This window comes from Primorskyibacter sp. S187A (assembly GCF_049800955.1).
Taxonomy (GTDB): Bacteria; Pseudomonadota; Alphaproteobacteria; order Rhodobacterales; family Rhodobacteraceae; genus JAKVBH01.
The window spans coordinates 24219-42465 of sequence record NZ_JBNAGA010000007.1; the positions used below are offsets into that span (position 1 = coordinate 24219).

Here is an 18247-nt window from a genome sequence, read left to right on the forward strand (position 1 = left end):
TCGCAACGCGGCAGGCAGGCGCGCGCCCGCCCGGGCGGTCGCTTGGTTCTGTTGAACCGCCCCCTGCCTCAAAGGGCCTCCTAACCCATGGCCACCGCCCCCATCCTCGAAGATCGCGCCGAGTTCGGCATGGTCCTCATGTTGGCCGCATGGCTGATGTTTGCGCTGGTGGATACCGGTGCGAAATGGGTGGCGGTGGCCGGGCTGTCTGCGGCGCAGATCGCGTTTTTTCGCTATGCGGGGCATTTCGCGGTGAACCTGGTGCAATTCGCGCGCCGACCTGACCGGGACATCTTCCAATCGCCCTATCTGGGTCTGATCCTGATCCGGGGCGCGCTGCTTGTGGCGGCGACATTCTCGAATTTTTATGTGCTGCGCTTCCTGCCGCTCACCACTGTGTCGGCCATCATGTTCACCTCCCCGGTGATCGTATGCTTCCTCTCGGTGATCTTCCTCAAGGAGCGGGTGGGCCTCTGGCGCTGGTCCGCGATCCTGTTGGGCTTCATCGGGGTGCTGGTCGTGATCCGCCCCATCGGCGCGGCCTTTCATCCGGCGATGCTGCTCGTGGTGATGAACGCCACCTTCCTTGCCATCTATTCCCTGCTGACCCGGCGGCTGGCGGACAAGGTCAGTGCTGACACAATGCAGTTTCACATGGGGCTTTTGGGTACCGTCGTTCTCCTGCCCCCCGCGATCCTGAGCTGGCAAAGCACCGACACAATCGGTTGGTTGGCCCTCATCGCCATCGGCCCTATCGCGTGGTTTGGCCATCAGATGCTGACAACAGCGCATCGCTTCGCCACCGCCAACACATTGATGCCATTCACGTATTCCTTCCTGCTCTACCTCACTGTGCTCTCATATCTGGTCTTTGGTGATCTGCCCGATCTCTTCACGCTGCTGGGCGCGGCAATCATCATGGCGTCCGGGCTCATCATCTGGCGCCGCGAACGGCTGCGCACGCGCATTCGGGTCCAAACATGAAAGCGCTGCTTATCGGAACAGGTATGGTTGCGCCGACCCATGTGGCCGCGCTCAAGGGCGCGGGGCTGGAGCTGGCCTGCGTTATGGGCCGCGATCCTGCGCGCACTGAGGCCTTCACTGAGACCCATGGCGGCACGTCCGTGACAACACTGACCGCGGCACTCGCGACGCAACCAGACATCGCCATTGTCACGACGCCCCCCGACGCCCGCGCCGAGATCGCCACGGCCCTTGCAAGCGCGCGCATCCCGACGCTCATAGAAAAACCCATCGAGCGGACCCTGCAAGCCGCCCGCGCCATCGTTGAGACATTCGAGGCCGCAGACGTGCCGCTGGGGCTCTTCTTCCAGCATCGCACCCGGGCAGCCTCCAAACATCTCAAGTCGCTGCTTGCGCGCGGCGAGTTGGGTGCGGTGATCCACGCAGAGATGCGCGTGCCGTGGTGGCGCGATCAGAGCTACTATGATGCGCCCGGGCGCGGCACCTATGCGCGCGATGGCGGCGGTGTGCTCATCACCCAGGCCATCCATACGCTGGACCTCTGTCTTTGGCTCTGCGGCCCCACCGCGCAAGTGCAGGCGATGACGCGCAGGACACCACTGCACAGGCTTGAGGCCGAGGATCTCGCCACCGCGCTGCTGCAATTTGACAGCGGCGCGACAGGCCTGCTCTCGGCCACCACGGCTGCCTTTCCCGGCAGCGCAGAGACGATCACGCTGATCTGCGAGGCGGCCCATGTGACATTGACCGGCGATCATCTCGTGGTCGACTACCTCAACGGCCATCGGGACGAGATCACACCCTTGCAAACAGGCACCGGAGGCGGCGCAGACCCAATGGCGTTTTCCCATGGCTGGCATCAGAATGTGATCGAGGATTTCGTCTCTAACCTTGCCCAAAACGCCTCTCCGCCGATCAGTGGACGCGAAGGCTTGGCCGTCCATGCGCTGATCGACGCGATGGAACGCGCCGCCACATCTCGTGCTACGGAAAAGGTCCACCCATGAGCCTCAGCTTTGTCTGCCTCGGTCTCGACCATCGTCACATCTACGGCATGGCAGAGAACATGATCCGCATCGGCGCGCGCCCCTTGGGCTACTGGACCGAAGGCGATCCGGAAACCCTCGCCGGCTTTGCCAAGCGCTTCCCCGACATGCCTCGGATCGCCCATCTGGAGGATGCGCTGGCGCTCGGCGCGGATCTTGCGCTGGTCTCTGCGATCCCGGCAGACCGGGCCGCGCTCTCTATCACCGCGATGCAGGCGGGCCATGACGTGATGACAGACAAGCCCGGCTGCACAACGCTGGACCAACTCGATGAGATCAAAGCGTGCGTTGCTACGACAGGGCGCATCTGGTCGATCAATTTCTCCGAGCGATTTGAGGTGCCCTGCGTCACGCTGGCTGACGCGCTCGTCGCCGCTGGTGAGATCGGGTCGGTGGTCCATACAACGGGGCTCGGCCCCCATCGCCTCAACCGCGCCACGCGCCCCGATTGGTTTTTCGAGCGGGAGAGATACGGTGGCATCCTCACCGATATCGCCAGCCACCAGATCGACCAGTTTCTGCACTTTACAGGCTCTACGTCAGCGGAAATTGCGATGTCCCATGTGGCAAACCATGCCAACCCAGACGACCCCGGCTTGCAGGATCTGGGTGAGATTGCCCTGCGGTCGGACCATGCGTCAGGCTACATCCGTGTCGATTGGTACACACCTGACGCGCTGCCCAATTGGGGCGACGGGCGGCTCACGCTCTTGGGGACAAAAGGCTTCATCGAACTGCGCAAATATGTCGATCTCGCCACGGGCGCGGGCACAGATACATTAATCCTGTCCAACGGAACCCGCGCGGAGGCTATTGACGCGCGAGACGCCGGCCTGCCCTATTTCGAGCGCCTGGCCGATGACATCACGCACCGGACAGAGACCGCCATGACACAAGCCCATTGTTTCGAAGTGATGCGTCTTGCTCTGATCGCACAAGAGATGGCGGAGCGATGATCCGCGTCGCGATCCTGGGCGGCGGCATCGGTGCACAGCATCTGGACGCCTATCGCGCCCTGCCCGAGTGGGACGTCGCTCTCTTGGTCGATCAGGACGCCACCCGCCGCAGCACTTTCAATGTCCCGACAAGTGACAGCATCGACGACGCCCTCGCATCCGATGTCAATGTGATCGACATCTGCCTGCCCCCTGCCCTGCACCGCCCCGTTGCCGTGCAGGCGTTGGAGGCTGGCAAACATGTTATCTGCGAAAAGCCACTCGCACCCTCCTTGCGCGACGTTGACGCGATCATCGACGCCGCAACCCGCGCCAATCGCACGGTGTTCCCCGTCTTCCAATATCGCTATGGCCCGGCCATGGACGCCCTGCGCGCGCTGGACGCCGCAGGATTGCTCGGGCGCCCAAAAGCCGCAACGTTAGAGACGCATTGGGCCCGACACGCGCGCTATTATGCGGAGGCCCCCTGGCGCGGCACATGGGCTGGTGAGATGGGCGGTTGCCTGATCACCCATGCGATCCACGCCCATGACCTGCTCGACTGTCTGATGGGGCCGATAACGAAGGTCACCGCGCGCACCGCGACGTTGATCAATCCCATCGAGACCGAAGACAGTGCCGCTATAGTGCTCGAGCTGGCCTCGGGGGCTTTGGCCACCTCTTCCGTGACCTTGGGCGCCGCGCAGGACGAGAGCCGCGTGAGGCTGGTCTGGGAGCACCTGACGGCAACCTCTAGTACATTGCCTTACGCTCCCATGACCGGGGCTTGGCAGTTCACGGTCCGCGATCCCACGCGACAGCCAAAGATCGACACTATTCTTGCGCAAATCCCCCCAAAGCCCAACGGGTTTTCCGGGTTTCTTACCGACGTTGCAGCTGCGCTGAATGGGCAAACCAACAGCGCCGTGACGCTATTGGAGGGGCGGCGCTCCATCGAACTGGCCACAGCGCTCTATGCCTCCGCGCGCGCAGCGAGCTCTGTTGCGTTGCCGCTGCCCATTGATCATCCACTCTATGATGGCTGGCAACCGTAGCGCGTTCTCAGGCGATGACACTGACTTCGGTGATCTCGGTGTCCACGGATTGCACGGCGCGCAGCAATTGGTTCTGGAGATGTGTCATTACATAGGTCGCACAAAACCGGCTCGGTGCGCGAAGCGTCAGTCGGGACCCATCCCGCCTCTCGCGTTCCAAGGCGCCAAACCAGGCGGCATAGAGACTGGTGTCTTCGCCATGGAGCAGGCTTTTGGCGAGGCTCCATTCGGTGTTGCCATCAATGGGCGGCGGTGCAACCTGTCCCCGCGGGGACAAGGGCACGACATTGTCCGGTAAGGGTGCGTCATCCAAACGATACAGAAAATCAGGACCAACATCGGCCCAACGGGGACGGGTATCATCGAGAATAGCCGTGAGCCCAAGGCCGTATTGCGCCACCCTGCCCCGGACCCCTGCCCGGCGCAGCTCGAGCCAGCCCATGGCGCGCAGCTTCGCCATTTCCCGTTTGACAGTACGTTCATCGACAGACCAAAGACGGGCAATCTCTCGCTGGCCAACGCTCAACTCATCCCGAGCCCAATTGTACCGCGCTGTGATAAGGGTCATCAGCCGCAAGATCAGTCGCTGTTTGCCTTTGGGCTGGCTCAGAGCAAAAGCGCCCATAGCTGTCAGCACATCGTATTTGAGCGCGCCTGCGTTGCGCCCCGCAATCTTGGCCTTGAGCATAAAGGGGCTCCTCAGGGTTTCCATCTGCCTCTGCGCCAGGATCTGTGCCCCGGTCACCGCTGTTGTTCAGCGTTCTTTTTGTCTTACGCAGATTTTACGTCCTGATCAACGATTCTGTCCACAGCCTGTTTTGACTCTTACCAATTCAGATCAGAAATTAAGGTTCTAAGGTATTGGGGGACATCATGTGTGTCACCCAATTGAGAGAAAATGTCCCCCAATAGGTTGGGGTGTGACAAAGTCTGTCCCCCAATCTGTGGGCGCTGGATCAAAAGGATGGCCGAATCAGTCTCAAGCGCTTTCCCTCGCAATCCATGGATATGGGAGGCGTAGCTCCCGATCCGCTTGGCAGCTTATTAGCTTTTGCAAAAAACGCAAAAAAGGCGTAAATGGAAAAAGAGCAAGAATTAGCGTTGTGCGTTTTGAATGTAAATCTGTCCCCGCGGGGACAGCGTTCAGAGAGCGCGGCAAACGAAGAAGGATCGCACACAGGCATGTTCACACATGAAGACCTCGCCCAGATGCAGGCGCAGTCTCTCAAGATGCAGGGCTGGATACGGCAGCAGACGTTTTCACCAGAGATGGAGAAGACCTTGCGGCGCTTCTCGAGCTGGGAAGTGTCCGAGCTGATCCTGAAGGTGAACCAATCGACCTTGCGCGGCAAGCTGGCGGCGGATCCGTCCCTGCCCCAGGGCTTGGTGGAGGCGGATGGGCGGCAGCGGTGGTACACGCTGGAGGAGATCAATGAGCTGCGCCGGCGGTTGCGGATCAAGGGGAACGACCTGACCCCACACCGGGAGGCGGGCAAGCGCGCGGTGCGCGTGGCCATTGCCAATTTCAAAGGCGGGGCCGGCAAGTCGACCGTGGCGCTGCATTTCGCCCATGCCGCCGCGCTGGATGGCTACCGTGTGTTGGCGGTGGATTTCGATCCGCAGGCAACGCTCAGTCATTCCATGGGCCTGACGGATGTCGCGGAGGAATACACGGTCTGGGGGATCATGGCGCGCGATTTGATCCGGGAGACTGAGCGCATCAACGCGGCAACGCGGGGGGCCGAAAGCGGCGCCGCCCTGCCCCAGCGCAAGCTTCCCCCCTCCGTGACGGGCATGGGTCTGGGCGAGCTGCGCGTCACCGATTTCATCAAGCCGACCTCCTGGCCCACAATTGATATCGTGCCTTCTTGCGCCAACGCGGCCTTCGTCGAATTTGCCTCGGCGCAATATCGGCACCTGAACCCGGAGTGGAGCTTCTTTGCCGCCGTCTCGCGTTACCTTGATGCCCTGCCTGCCGATACCTATGACATGGTGATCTTCGATTGCCCGCCGGCCATTGGGTATCAATCCATGAACGCTGTCTTCGCCGCCGACATGCTCTATGTGCCGTCCGGCCCGGGCTATTGGGAATATGACAGCACGACATCGTTCATCGGCCAACTGTCGGAAGCGCTGGAGGATCTATCGCGCTTTGCCGGTCTTGTCCCCGCGGGGACGCTCACCCTGCCCAAGGCCTTCCAGGACGTGCGCTTTCTGCTCACGCGCTATGAGGCAGGCAATGATTTGCACCGCGCGATGGGCGAAGCCTTTGGTAAGGTTTTTGGCGACAGAGTGACCGCCCATCCGATCGAGATGACCCGCGCGGTCGAGCAATCGGGGCGGTTCCTGTCATCGATCTACGAGATTGATTACCGGGACATGACGCGAGAGACCTGGCGCCGCGCGCGCACGTCATTTGATCGGGCCTATGAGGAGTTCAAAGGCCATGCGCTTGCCGCATGGGCGAAACTGGAGGATGAGACATGAGCAAACGCCGTGTGTTCGACATCGACTTTCCCGACGATTCCGCAGGAATAGAGACACAATCGACCCCGCCCGCCGCACCGGAGACAAAGTCTGTCCCCGCGGGGACAAGCGCGGCGCGGCGCTCTCCGATGGCCTCTGCAATCTCGGAAAACGCTGCCGCCTTGCTAGCGCGTGCGGAGGCTGAACAAGCCATACGCGATGAAAACGATGCCCTCGCCCATGAACATGTCCGCCTCAAGAAAGCCGGACTGATCACGGATTTGATCCCCCTCGACCAGATCCGCATGACCAAGCTCACGCGGGACCGCTCGGCGCAGGTTGATCCGGATCTCGAAGAGCTGAAAGCGTCCATCCGTGAGATTGGCCTGTCAAACCCGATCCGGGTGGAGCCCGATGATGCGGGCGGCTTTGAGCTTGTGCAGGGGTTTCGCCGCCTGACGGCCTATCGCGCTTTGCAGGAGGAGACGGGCGGCTTTGCCGAAATTCCCGCCGCGATTGTGGCGCACGGCCATGAGCTGGAGGTGCTCTATCGCAAGATGGTCGATGAAAACCTGGTGCGCCGCGATATCTCCTTTGGCGAAATGGCCCAGCTGGCCATCGCCTATGCGCAGGACAATCAGACGCCGGGGGGCGATGTCAGTGAGGCGGTCAATACGCTTTATGCCAGCGCGAGCCGCCAGAAACGCAGCTACATCCGGCGCTTTGCGATCTTGATCGAGGCGCTCAACGGTCATCTGCGCTTTCCCGAAGCGCTGCCGCGCGCGTTGGGTCTTGATCTCGAGAAGAAGGTCTCGGAGGAGGCGGGATTTGCGGCGCGGCTGAGGTCCCATCTTGTGGCGCAGATGGCGGCGACGCCGGAGCGTGAGCTCGAAGTGCTGCGGGCCTTTCTGACGCAACCCAAGACAAGGTCCGCGAAAACCCCGGCGGCCTCCCGCGCCAAAACGACGCTGCGCTGTTCCTTGCCCGAAGGGGATCTCAAGATGATTGCGAGCCAGAACCGTGTCGAGCTGGCGATGGATCAGGACTTCTCCGCCATCGACCGGGCACGACTTGAGCGGGCGGCGCGCGCCTTTGTGCAGGCGTTGAAAGACTAGCTGTCCCCGCGGGGACAGGCGCGAGACAAACAAAAAGGCCGCCCGAAAGAGCGGCCTTTTCCAGTTTTGTGAAGTGCGCTTTGGCTCAGACGGCTTTCTTGCGACGACGCAGGGCCCAGACGCCACCCAGACCGGCCAGCAAAAGCGGCGCGGAGGCGGGCAGGGGAACGGGTGCGGTGGTGGCTGCGGAAACTACAAACGCGACCGCCCAGAATGCGTCAAAGTCACCAGCCTCGCTTGCGCTCTGCCCAAAGGCAGAGAAGGAGTAAGTTCCTGCAGCGAGCGGGTCGTCGAAATCTACGAGACCGCTTTCATTGATCTCAAAGGTGCCGAAGCCAAGGCTGGTATAGGGTTGCATGGCTTCTCTTAGGCTGAAGGAGATCGTCAAGTCCTCTGGGCCGCCGCCCTCTGTCGCGACGGAAATCTCGTCAAGCTGGAAGCCATCGGCAATGGTGAAAAAGAAGCTGTCCTGCGTGTCACCTCCGATATCGTTGTTGCAATCGCCGGGAACACATTCGCCCGCCAGACCGCCAGATACAAAGCTGAAACCTGCAGTTGCCGTGCCGACGTTGTCATTGCCAGCGTTGACGGCGCCATCAAAATCACCGAAATCAAATTCATCTACATTAAACGTTGATGCAAATGCAGGCGCGGCAAGCAGAACGCTCGATGCAATCCCTGCGATAATAGTATTTCTCATAACAGACCCCCTGGTTAATGTCGTTATCCCAGCAGCCTAGCGTCAACCGGATGGCGGCGCAAATTTATTAACGCAGCCCAGCTGTCCCCGCGGGGACAGCCATTCCTCGAATGGGCGGGAAGACAAAGAAAGGCTTGCCTTATGTGCCCCGTCGCGTGCTAGCGTTTTGCCATCGCGATAGGGCAGGGGGTGTCTTCTGGACCTGCCCGGCGCCCGCGTTTTGGCGTGAAAGCCCCATCTGACAACCTGAGACGAAGGAGAAGGTCATGGCCATTGGCGTGATTGGGGCGGGAGACATGGGCAGCGGTTTGGCGCGCAATCTACTCAATGCGGGTTTTGATGTGATCGGGCGGGATCTCCTGGCCCATCGGATGGCGGCGCTTGCCCAGATGGGCGCGTCCCGTGCCGATGATGCCGCCACGATTGGGCGTGCCTGCGATATCGTGTTCATCATGGTCATGACGGGCGCAGAAGTCCGTGACGTGATATTTGGCGCGGATGGTCTGGCGGCGAGCATGGCGGAGGGTGGTCTGATTGTTCTGACGGCGACGATCAAACCCGACGAGGCCCGCCAGATCGCGGCAGACCTGCCTGCGCATCTGGACCTGATCGACAGCCCCGTGTCAGGCGGTTTCCCGGGCGCGCAGGGCGGAACGCTCACCATGATGGCCGCAGGGTCAGACGATGCGCTGGCCCGCGCGCGGCCTGCCATGGAGGCGGTCTCGGCGGTGATCCACCAAGTGGGTACGGCGCCGGGGCAGGGGCAGACGGTCAAGGCCTGTTTGCAATCCCTCATCGGAGCCCAGTTCTCCGCGACCTTTGAAGCAGCGGCGCTGGCGGCCAAGGCGGGCATCCCGGGTCAGGTGATTTCTGATGTGTTTTCAACGTCTTCTGCGGGGTGTGGTGTGGTCAACAACGCGCTTGAGAAGATCATTGACCGTCAGTTCGAGGGCACAGGCAGCCATATCAACACGATGCACAAGGATCTGACGATCTCCATGTCGCTCGGCGAGGGATTGGGCGTCCCGCTCCATACCGCCGCTGCGGCGATGCAGGTCTTTCATGCGGGTCGCACGCGTTATCCGGATGGCGACAACTGGGTCTGTACCCGCGTCATCGAGGAGATCATTGGCGCTGAGCTGCACCGAGATTTTGCCAAGGCAACACGGTAGGGCAGGGCGGATGAAACTGGGTGTCATTTGTGACGGGATCAGCCGCGACTTACCTTATGCCATTGATATAATGGATGAATATGATCTGACCTATGCGGAGCTTCAATATGTGGGCGCCCATGAGGTTGGCGATCACAGCGCCGTTGAGATCGCGGAGATCGACAGGCTCTTGCGGGATCGCGGCAAGCCGGTCTCCTGTCTGTCGCGGCACATCTTCGCGGGCATGACATCTGACAATCGCCCGGGCGATCCGCTGCACAGCCAGCATATGGACGCGCTCAAACGTGTGATTGAGATGGCGCAGATCGTCGGCAGTCCTTTGGTGCGGATCATGACGCAGAGGAAGGAGCAGATCCTTTGGGGCCGCCATGGCGCAGAGCAATGGAATGTCGCGCGCGGCGCGTGGGACAGTATGGCCCCGATGATTGCGCCCGCAGTTGATCTGGCGCGCGCCGAAGGGGTGTCGCTTGTGGTTGAGACCGGCAATGGCACCATGGTCAATTCCGCCTATACCGCGCGGCGTTTGATTGATGAGCTGGATGCGGGCGATGCTCTCAAGGTGCTGTGGGATCCGGCCAATGCGTGCTGGTGCCACGAGCTGGCCTATCCCGATGGCTATGAGACCTTGCGGGGCGGCTATCTGGGCCATGTGCACATCAAGGATGTGTGGGTTGATACGCCCCGCGCTATGCTCGAGATCCGGGAGATGGGCAAAGGCCAGCTGGGCCCCCTCTTTGCCCCCATGGCGGATGCGCTGCGCGGGGATGGTTATGCGGGGGTGATTTCCTTTGAGAGCGTCTACCATCCGGGCAACGGCGATTTCGAAGCGGGGTTTCGCGCCTGCATCGAGACGTTTAAGGCGCTGTTTGGAGACAGGTAGGAGCGCGCGATGATTGAGACCGTTGATGCCGGAGAGGCGTTTGCCCGCGAGGCGGCCTATCTCGATGATGTCTCGCGCAACCCGGAGAAGCGACATCTCTGGATCTGGCAATCTCCCCAATGCCTCGTTGCCCCGCGCAACCTCGCAGTGTTGCCCGAATTCGAGACTGTTTCAGCGGAAATGGCCGAATTGGGCTGGCCTGTCCATGTGCGCGCGACGGGCGGAGACGTGACCCCGCAAGGCCCCGGTATCATAAACGTGACCCATGTCTATGGCCGTGCGCCGGGCGGGCCGGTCAATATCGCGGAAGAATATGGCCGGCTCTGCGCCCCGATCGAGACGGCGCTGGGGCCGGGTTCCAGCGTCGGCTGGCAGCCCGGGGCTTTTTGCGACGGGGCCTATAATGTTCAGTATCAGGGCCTGAAATTTGCCGGAACTGCCATGCGGTTTCGCCCCTGTCGCGCCGACAAGACACGTTATGCGATCCTGTCGCATGCGCTGATGCTCTTCGCGCCTCCGACGCAGGGCGCCATCGATGCGCTCAATCTCTTTCTGGATCGGATGGGGCAGGGCAGGGTCATTGAATTGGGCGCACATACGGGCTTGCCTGAAGATTGCACGGAGCACGGGTTTTTGCAGAGATTGCACGCGGCCTTTCTGGCAGGTTAGAGAGCGGAACGGGCCATGCGGCGCCCGCGCGGATGGGGCCTTCAAGTCAGGCATGTGGGGCAGCACAGCTGGTGTCTTTCGATCTCCATGTCACCGGTCTTTGATCTGCCCCCAAAGCCCAAAGCGGCATTGGCCTGGCTTTTGGGGACGTGAACCAAGTTGACCCCGCCCGTCAGCCACCTGACCTTCGCGCTCGCGGCCTATGCGTTCCTCTGGCCCGCCATGCCGGAGATGCAGGTCCTGTCATGGGAATGGGCCGCACAGATCTTGCCATCAATCTCCGCGCGATTTACGCGCACTCCGGCTTCGAGAAGCTGCTGTTGCGCAAGCGTGCGGCCATGAAGACGGGCTCGTTCCACCATCAACTGCACCACAAGTATTTCGAGTGTAACGATGGCTCCGAAGAAGTGCTCATGGATCGCTGGTTTGGCAGCTTTCATGATGGTACGGATGCGGCCACAACTGCGGTGCGGGCGCGCAAAATGGCGCGCGCGATGCGTCAGGCAAGGTGACGGCATTGACGTGGGCGAAGAGCACCCCGCCGCGACGATCTGCCTTCCCTGTATACAACGGTATGCCGTTGCGCTGAGGGAGACTCAGGCGTAAGGGAGGCACAACCCGAATACACAGGAGTCTTTCCATGGCCGATATCATCTACACCAAGGTTGACGAAGCGCCCGAGCTGGCGTCTGCCTCTTTTCTTCCGATCATTCAGAAATTCGCCGCAGCGGCCGGCGTCTCTGTCAGCACGAAAGACATTTCGCTCGCCGGTCGCATCCTCGCGACCTTCCCCGAACACCTGTCCGAGGATCAGCGCCAGCCCGACGATCTGGCGGAGCTTGGCAAGCTGGTGAAGACGGCGGAAGCCAATGTGATCAAGCTGCCCAATATCTCGGCCTCCGTGCCGCAGCTGGTCGCGGCGATCAAGGAATTGCAAAGCCAGGGGTTCGCGCTGCCGGACTATCCCGAGGCGCCCTCGACTGACGCCGAAAAAGCCGTGCGCGCCAAGTATGACACAATCAAGGGCTCGGCGGTGAACCCCGTGCTGCGGGAGGGCAATTCCGACCGCCGTGCGGCTGTCGCCGTCAAGAAATTCGCGCAGAAAAACCCCCACCGCATGGGCAAATGGGAGGCGTCTAGCAAGACCGAGGTCAATGCCATGGCGGGCAATGACTTCTTCTCAAACGAGGTCTCGGCCACGCTGGGCCAGGATGAAACCATGTCCATCGTGCATGTGGGCACCGACGGGACCGAGACGGTGCTCAAAGAGGGTCTGGCCTTCCCGGCAGGAACGGTTGTTGATGCGACCTTCATGTCGGCCAAGGCGCTCTCGGCCTTCCTCGATGACCAGATCGCCAGGACCAAAGACGCGGGCACGCTCTTCTCGCTGCACATGAAGGCCACGATGATGAAGGTCTCCGACCCGATCATTTTCGGCCATGCGGTGCGCGCCTGGCTCAAGCCGGTCTTCGCGGAGTACGGCGAGGAGATGGCGGCGCTTGGGGTGAACCCCAATTCAGGCATGGGCGACCTCCTGGAGCGGGTCAAAGATCAGCCCGCGATCATGGCGGCGATTGACAAGGTCACCGCCGAGCGCCCGCCGATGTATATGGTCGATAGCGACAAGGGCATCACCAACCTGCACGTCCCCTCCGATGTGATCATTGATGCCTCCATGCCTGCGCTCATCCGCGGCGGCGGCAAGGGCTGGGGCCCTGATGGCAATGAGTGTGATTGCAACTGCGTCATTCCCGACAACAGCTACGCGCCCGTATATGATGAGACGGTGAAGTTCTTCAAAGAAAATGGCGCGCTTGATGTGACCACCGCCGGTGCGGTGCAAAACCTCGGGCTGATGGCGCAAAAGGCCGAGGAATATGGCTCGCACCCCACCACATTCGAGATCGCGGCGGATGGCCGGGTCGAAATGCGTCTGAGTGATGGCAGCGTTTTGCATTCCCATACAGTCGAGGCTGGCGATATCTGGCGCTCCGCCAACACGCGCAAGGCCCCCATCGAAGACTGGGTGCAGCTGGCGATTGACCGGCAGGCCATTGAGGGCTGTCAGGCGATCTTCTGGCTGGATGCCAACCGAGCCCATGATGCCGAGCTCATCAAATATGTCGAGCCGATCCTCGCGGCCAAAGGCGTGGCCGACAAGTTCCAGATCATGTCCCCCGCCGAGGCAACCGTTGTCACGCTCAAGGAAATCACCGCCGGGCGCAACAGTATCGCCATCACCGGCAACGTCCTGCGCGACTACCTCACCGATCTCTTCCCGATCCTCGAGCTGGGCACATCCGCCAAGATGCTCTCCATCGTGAAGCTCATGCAAGGCGGCGGCCTGTTTGAAACGGGCGCCGGTGGCTCCGCCCCCAAACATGTCCAGCAGCTTATGGAAGAAAACCATCTGCGTTGGGATAGTCTCGGCGAGTTCTGCGCGCTTGGCGAGAGCCTCAAATTCCTCGGTCAAACGCGCGGCAATGCGAAGGCCTCTGTTCTGGGCAAGGCGGTCGATGCTGCCACCCAGGGCATCCTCGACAATGACCGCAGCCCGGGCCGCAAGGTCGGCCAGCCGGACAATCGCGACAGCCACTACTGGTTTGCTCGCTATTGGGCCGAAGCGCTCGCTGCGCAGAGCGATGATGCGGATCTCGCCGCAGAGTTTACGCCAATTGCGCAAGCCCTGGCGGATGGCGAAGCCGCGATTGTCAGCGAGTTGGCAGCCGCGCAGGGCGCCGCCGCTGATCTGGGAGGCTACTACCGGACCGATGCTGCCAAGACAGCAGAGGTCATGCGCGCCTCGCCCACGTTGAACGCGATCATCGGCTAAGCACTGGGGGACGGGCGGTGCGCTGCCGTCCCCTTCATCTTGCAAAATAAACTCTGGGGGGAGTCCGCCACCGGCGGACGGGGGGCTAGCCCCCCAACCCCGTCGGATTGGCGCAGCCAATTCGAAAACGCGCCCGTGCGTGCGCCAAATCTGCCGCTCTGACGTGTTACCAAAAATTCTTGCCAGCCGCCATGTGGTAACATAATGTCTCCCAAGGTTGGAGATGGAGACGGCGCAGCAATGACGGCCCTGATTTGCGATGGCGTGCGCACGCCTATTGGTCGTTACGGCGGCGCGTTGGCGGGAGTGCGGACAGATGATCTGGCGGCCATCCCGATTGCTGCGCTCAAAGCCCGTCACAAGAATGTCGATTGGGCCGCCGTGGATGAGGTTATCCTGGGCGATGCCAATCAGGCCGGAGAAGACAATCGCAACGTGGCCCGCATGGCGGCGCTGCTGGCGGGCCTGCCCGAGCAGGTGCCCGGGATCACGGTCAATCGTCTCTGCGCCTCCGGCATGGACGCGGTGGGCCTTGCGGCACGGGGCATCAAGGCGGGTGAGCTCGATCTGGTGATTGCGGGCGGCGTGGAAAGCATGAGCCGCGCGCCCTTCGTCATGCCCAAAGCCGAGAGCGCCTTCTCCCGCGCCGCGCAGATGTTTGACACGACCATCGGCTGGCGCTTCGTGAACCGGAAAATGCACGCGGCCCATGGCACCGATTCCATGCCCGAGACGGCGGACAACGTGGCAGCAGATTACAATATCTCCCGCGCTGACCAGGACGCCTTCGCCGCCCGCTCGCAAGCGCGCGCCGCAACCGCGCAGGAGACGGGGCTCTTCGCCGATGAGATCACCCCCGTGACGATCCCCCAACGCAAGGGCGACCCGCTGGTGATCGACACAGACGAGCATCCACGCCCCGGCACCACCGCCGAGCAGCTGGCCAAACTCAAAGGCATCAACGGGCCGGACCTCACCGTCACGGCGGGCAATGCCTCTGGCGTGAACGATGGGGCCGCCGCCCTCCTTCTGGCGTCCGCGGCCGGTGTCGAGACTCATGGCCTCACGCCCATCGCGCGCATCATCGGCATGGCCTCTGCAGGCGTCGCGCCGCGTGTGATGGGGATCGGTCCAGTCCCTGCGACAGAGAAACTCTTGCGCCGCACGGGGCTTCGCATCGAAGATATGGATGTGATCGAACTCAACGAGGCCTTTGCCGCCCAAGGCTTGGCCACATTGCGCGCGCTCGGCGTGGCCGATGATGACCCTCGCGTGAACCCCAACGGTGGCGCGATTGCACTGGGCCACCCGCTGGGCATGTCCGGCGCGCGCCTCGTCCTCACCGCAGCGCACCAACTGCGCCGCAGCGGTGGGCGCTACGCGCTCTGCACGATGTGTGTCGGCGTGGGGCAGGGCACCGCGCTCATTTTAGAAAGGATCCAATGATGTACGCACAGATGATCAAATCCGAAGCGAGCCAGGACGATCCCGAAAAGCTCGCCGCCTTTCAGGCGCGCATCGATGCGGGCGAAACGATCGAGCCCAAGGATTGGATGCCTGCGGGCTACCGCAAGACGCTCATCCGCCAGATCGGCCAGCACGCCCATTCCGAGATCGTGGGCCAACTGCCCGAGGGCAACTGGATCACCCGCGCGCCGACGCTGGAGCGCAAGGCGATCCTCTTAGCGAAGGTGCAAGACGAGGCGGGCCACGGCCTCTATCTCTACTGCGCCGGTGAGACGCTTGGGGTCAGCCGCGATGAGCTCACCGAGATGCTCAATGACGGGCGGATGAAATACTCTTCCATCTTCAACTATCCCACGCTGACCTGGGCTGATATGGGCGCGGTCGGCTGGCTTGTGGATGGTGCTGCGATCATGAACCAAGTGCCGCTCCAGCGGACCTCTTATGGGCCCTACGCCCGCGCCATGGTGCGCATCTGCAAGGAAGAGAGTTTCCACCAGCGCCAAGGCTTCGACATCATGCGCAAGATGGCCGAAGGCACGCCCGCGCAGAAACGCATGGCGCAGGATGCGCTCAACCGCTTCTGGTATCCCGCGCTCATGATGTTCGGCCCGTCAGACAAGGACTCTGTGCATTCCGCGCAAAGCATGGCGTGGAAGATCAAGATGAACACCAATGACGAGCTGCGCCAGAAATTTGTCGACCAGACCGTGCCGCAGGCGGAGTATCTCGGCCTCACCGTGCCGGACGAGACGATCCGCTGGAACGCGGAGAAGGGCGGCTATGATTTCGCGGAGCCCGATTGGAGCGAGTTCTATGACGTGCTCAAGGGCAATGGCCCCTGCAACACCGAACGGCTTGAGGCCCGCAACAAGGCCTGGGACGAGGGCGCCTGGGTCCGTGACGGGTTGATGGCCCATGCCGAGAAGGCGCGCGCGAAAGCAATGGCGGCGGAATGATGCATCTCGCCGAGATCAATATCGCCCGCCTCCGCCATGACATCGACGATCCGCGTGTGGCCGAATTCACCGAAAATATCGCGCGGATCAACGCGCTGGCCGAACGCTCCGATGGCTTTGTCTGGCGCAATGAGGCCGAGACGTCCGGCCCGATCGAGGGCGATGCCAGGATGATCGCGACGATCTCGGTCTGGGAAACGGCAGCGCAGCTCGACCAGTTCGTGTTCGGCACGCTGCATCGCCGCTTCTTTGACAAGCGCCACGGTTGGTTCGATGTGCTCGACCGGATGGGCGTGGCGATGTGGTGGGTCGCACCGGGCACGCAGCCCGGCCTTTCCGAGGCGCTGGCGCGGCTCGATCACCTCAACACACATGGCGACACGGAGGAGGCCTTTGGCTGGGATCATTTGGGCCACCAGCCGTTCCGCGCCAAGGTTATGGAAGCCGAGCAATGACCGATCGACAGGAATGGCCGCTCTGGGAAGTGTTCATCCGGGGCCAACACGGCATGAGCCACCGTCATGTGGGTTCGCTCCATGCGCCCGACGCGGCGATGGCGCTCAAACATGCGCGCGACGTCTATACGCGGCGCAGCGAGGGCGTGAGCATCTGGGTCGTGGAAGCGGCACAGATCACTGCCTCCGATCCCGGCGCGAAAGAGGAACTCTACGATTCGGCGGAGGACAAGGTCTATCGCCACCCGACCTTCTTCGACATTCCCGACGACGTGGGGCCCATGTGATGGCGGCGAGAATGACGCCAGAGGTCGAGTTCCTCCTTCGCATGGGAGACAACACCCTCGTTCTGGGCCACCGCGTCTCAGAATGGTGCGGCCATGCGCCAGTGTTGGAGGAAGACATCGCGCTGGCCAATGTCGCGCTGGATCTGATCGGCCAGACGCAGATGTGGCTGGGTCTCGCGGCGGAGAGCGAAGGGCAGGGGCGCAGCGCCGATGATCTGGCGATGCACCGCGACGTCTGGGACTTCCGCAATGTGCTTCTCGTCGAGCAGCCCAACCGCGATTTTGGCCATACGCTCATGCGGCAATGCCTGTTCGATCACTGGCATCTGGCGCAGCTCGATGCGCTCTGCGCCAGCGGCGAGGCCCGCGTGGCCGAGATTGCCGCCAAAGCCGTCAAGGAAGTACGCTACCACGCGGAGCGCACCGCCGACCTGGTGATCCGGCTGGGCGATGGTTCAGAGGAGAGCCACGCGCGCATGCAGGCCGCGCTTGACCGGCTCTGGCCCTATCTGGGCGAGCTTTTCACCGACGATGCTGTGGATCAGGCCATGGCGGAGGCGGGCACCGCGCCCTTGCCCTCAACGCTCAAAGGCCCTGTCATGACGCAGCTCACGGGGATCATGGGGCAGGGGACGCTGACCCTCCCCGAGGACAGCTTTGCCCACCAAGGCGGCAAGACCGGCGCGCGGCACAGCGAGCATCTGGGCCATATGCTCACTCAGATGCAATGGCTCCAGCGCGCCTATCCCGGTGCTACGTGGTGAGACCAGAAGTTGCCGAGATCTGGCGCTGGCTCGAAGATGTGCCCGACCCGGAAATCCCGGTGATCTCGGTCGTCGATCTGGGCATCGTGCGCGATGTGCGATGGGCGGGCGAGGTGCTGGAGGTGGCGGTCACGCCGACCTATTCGGGCTGCCCGGCCACGCGGATCATCTCGCTCGATATCGAGACGGCGCTTCGGGACAAAGGCGTGTCGGACCTGCGGATCGAGACCCAGATCTCGCCGCCCTGGACGACCGATTGGCTCTCCGACAAGGGCCGCGCCAAGCTTGAGGATTACGGCATCGCCCCACCCCGCGCCGCCGGGGGGCCGGAGCGCTGCCCACGCTGCAAATCGGCGCGGGTCAGCCGGGTGAGCCAGTTCGGCTCGACACCCTGCAAGGCCCATTGGCGCTGCGACGATTGCCTTGAGCCGTTCGACTATTTCAAATGCCTCTGAGGAGCCTC

At 62.2% G+C, this 18247-nt stretch carries 19 protein-coding genes; 17 read left to right on the forward strand and 2 right to left on the reverse strand.

From position 1 onward, the window contains the following. Nucleotides 1-87 precede the first annotated feature (87 nt). From ACP15S_RS20745 to ACP15S_RS20760, 4 genes are read left to right on the forward strand one after another with little or no spacing between them, the layout of a single operon-like run. Nucleotides 88-984 (forward strand): DMT family transporter, encoded by an 897-nt coding sequence (locus ACP15S_RS20745; RefSeq protein WP_425041565.1) that lies wholly within the window; start codon nucleotides 88-90, stop codon nucleotides 982-984. Beyond that, complete coding sequence (locus tag ACP15S_RS20750; RefSeq protein WP_425041566.1) at nucleotides 981-1991, forward strand: Gfo/Idh/MocA family protein; 1011 nt, start codon at nucleotides 981-983, stop codon at nucleotides 1989-1991. The genes ACP15S_RS20745 and ACP15S_RS20750 overlap by 4 nt, the downstream gene beginning before the upstream one ends. Next, a complete protein-coding gene (locus tag ACP15S_RS20755) occupies nucleotides 1988-2986 on the forward strand; it encodes a Gfo/Idh/MocA family protein (RefSeq protein ID WP_425041567.1) in 999 nt (332 codons plus the stop codon). The genes ACP15S_RS20750 and ACP15S_RS20755 overlap by 4 nt, the downstream gene beginning before the upstream one ends. Next, complete coding sequence (locus tag ACP15S_RS20760; protein WP_425041568.1) at nucleotides 2983-4020, forward strand: Gfo/Idh/MocA family protein; 1038 nt, start codon at nucleotides 2983-2985, stop codon at nucleotides 4018-4020. Before ACP15S_RS20755 ends, ACP15S_RS20760 begins: the two co-directional genes overlap by 4 nt. Before the next feature lie 7 nt (nucleotides 4021-4027). On the opposite strand, the gene ACP15S_RS20765 is transcribed toward ACP15S_RS20760, so the two are convergent. Continuing rightward, nucleotides 4028-4708 (reverse strand): hypothetical protein, encoded by a 681-nt coding sequence (locus ACP15S_RS20765; RefSeq protein ID WP_425041569.1) that lies wholly within the window; start codon nucleotides 4706-4708, stop codon nucleotides 4028-4030. Nucleotides 4709-5202: 494 nt separating this feature from the next. Here ACP15S_RS20765 and ACP15S_RS20770 point away from each other — a divergent pair, with 494 nt between their 5' ends. Next, the gene (locus ACP15S_RS20770) at nucleotides 5203-6507 is read left to right on the forward strand and encodes an AAA family ATPase (RefSeq protein WP_425041570.1); all 1305 of its coding nucleotides are present in this window, start codon (nucleotides 5203-5205) and stop codon (nucleotides 6505-6507) included. Continuing rightward, a complete protein-coding gene (locus ACP15S_RS20775) occupies nucleotides 6504-7601 on the forward strand; it encodes a ParB/RepB/Spo0J family partition protein (protein WP_425041571.1) in 1098 nt (365 codons plus the stop codon). Before ACP15S_RS20770 ends, ACP15S_RS20775 begins: the two co-directional genes overlap by 4 nt. Before the next feature lie 85 nt (nucleotides 7602-7686). On the opposite strand, the gene ACP15S_RS20780 is transcribed toward ACP15S_RS20775, so the two are convergent. After that, on the reverse strand, nucleotides 7687-8301 hold the full coding sequence (locus ACP15S_RS20780; protein WP_425041572.1) for a VPLPA-CTERM sorting domain-containing protein: 615 nt from the start codon (nucleotides 8299-8301) through the stop codon (nucleotides 7687-7689). Between the two features lie 266 nt (nucleotides 8302-8567). On the opposite strand from ACP15S_RS20780, the gene ACP15S_RS20785 reads away from it, so the two are divergent. The 11 genes from ACP15S_RS20785 (at nucleotide 8568) to paaD (ending at nucleotide 18239) form a co-directional block, all read left to right on the forward strand. Further along, the gene (locus ACP15S_RS20785) at nucleotides 8568-9473 is read left to right on the forward strand and encodes an NAD(P)-dependent oxidoreductase (protein WP_425041573.1); all 906 of its coding nucleotides are present in this window, start codon (nucleotides 8568-8570) and stop codon (nucleotides 9471-9473) included. A gap of 10 nt (nucleotides 9474-9483) precedes the next feature. Then, a complete protein-coding gene (locus ACP15S_RS20790; protein WP_425041574.1) occupies nucleotides 9484-10353 on the forward strand; it encodes a sugar phosphate isomerase/epimerase family protein in 870 nt (289 codons plus the stop codon). Nucleotides 10354-10362: 9 nt separating this feature from the next. Then, the gene (locus ACP15S_RS20795; RefSeq protein WP_425041575.1) at nucleotides 10363-11022 is read left to right on the forward strand and encodes a lipoate--protein ligase family protein; all 660 of its coding nucleotides are present in this window, start codon (nucleotides 10363-10365) and stop codon (nucleotides 11020-11022) included. 251 nt (nucleotides 11023-11273) lie between these two features. Continuing rightward, complete coding sequence (locus ACP15S_RS20800; protein ID WP_425041576.1) at nucleotides 11274-11534, forward strand: hypothetical protein; 261 nt, start codon at nucleotides 11274-11276, stop codon at nucleotides 11532-11534. A 128-nt stretch (nucleotides 11535-11662) separates the two neighbouring features. Beyond that, nucleotides 11663-13855, forward strand: coding sequence for an NADP-dependent isocitrate dehydrogenase (locus ACP15S_RS20805; RefSeq protein ID WP_425041577.1), 2193 nt, complete (start codon nucleotides 11663-11665; stop codon nucleotides 13853-13855). Between the two features lie 240 nt (nucleotides 13856-14095). Next, the gene (pcaF, locus tag ACP15S_RS20810) at nucleotides 14096-15301 is read left to right on the forward strand and encodes a 3-oxoadipyl-CoA thiolase (protein WP_425041578.1); all 1206 of its coding nucleotides are present in this window, start codon (nucleotides 14096-14098) and stop codon (nucleotides 15299-15301) included. Further along, complete coding sequence (gene paaA, locus ACP15S_RS20815; RefSeq protein WP_425041579.1) at nucleotides 15301-16278, forward strand: 1,2-phenylacetyl-CoA epoxidase subunit PaaA; 978 nt, start codon at nucleotides 15301-15303, stop codon at nucleotides 16276-16278. Before pcaF ends, paaA begins: the two co-directional genes overlap by 1 nt. After that, complete coding sequence (locus ACP15S_RS20820; protein WP_425041580.1) at nucleotides 16275-16733, forward strand: DUF3291 domain-containing protein; 459 nt, start codon at nucleotides 16275-16277, stop codon at nucleotides 16731-16733. Before paaA ends, ACP15S_RS20820 begins: the two co-directional genes overlap by 4 nt. Beyond that, complete coding sequence (gene paaB / locus ACP15S_RS20825) at nucleotides 16730-17020, forward strand: 1,2-phenylacetyl-CoA epoxidase subunit PaaB (RefSeq protein WP_425041581.1); 291 nt, start codon at nucleotides 16730-16732, stop codon at nucleotides 17018-17020. Before ACP15S_RS20820 ends, paaB begins: the two co-directional genes overlap by 4 nt. After that, nucleotides 17020-17784: a 1,2-phenylacetyl-CoA epoxidase subunit PaaC gene (paaC, locus tag ACP15S_RS20830; protein ID WP_425041582.1), complete on the forward strand. Its 765-nt coding sequence runs from the start codon at nucleotides 17020-17022 to the stop codon at nucleotides 17782-17784. The genes paaB and paaC overlap by 1 nt, the downstream gene beginning before the upstream one ends. Beyond that, complete coding sequence (paaD, locus tag ACP15S_RS20835) at nucleotides 17748-18239, forward strand: 1,2-phenylacetyl-CoA epoxidase subunit PaaD (RefSeq protein ID WP_425041583.1); 492 nt, start codon at nucleotides 17748-17750, stop codon at nucleotides 18237-18239. Before paaC ends, paaD begins: the two co-directional genes overlap by 37 nt. The last annotated feature ends 8 nt before the right edge of the window (nucleotides 18240-18247 follow it).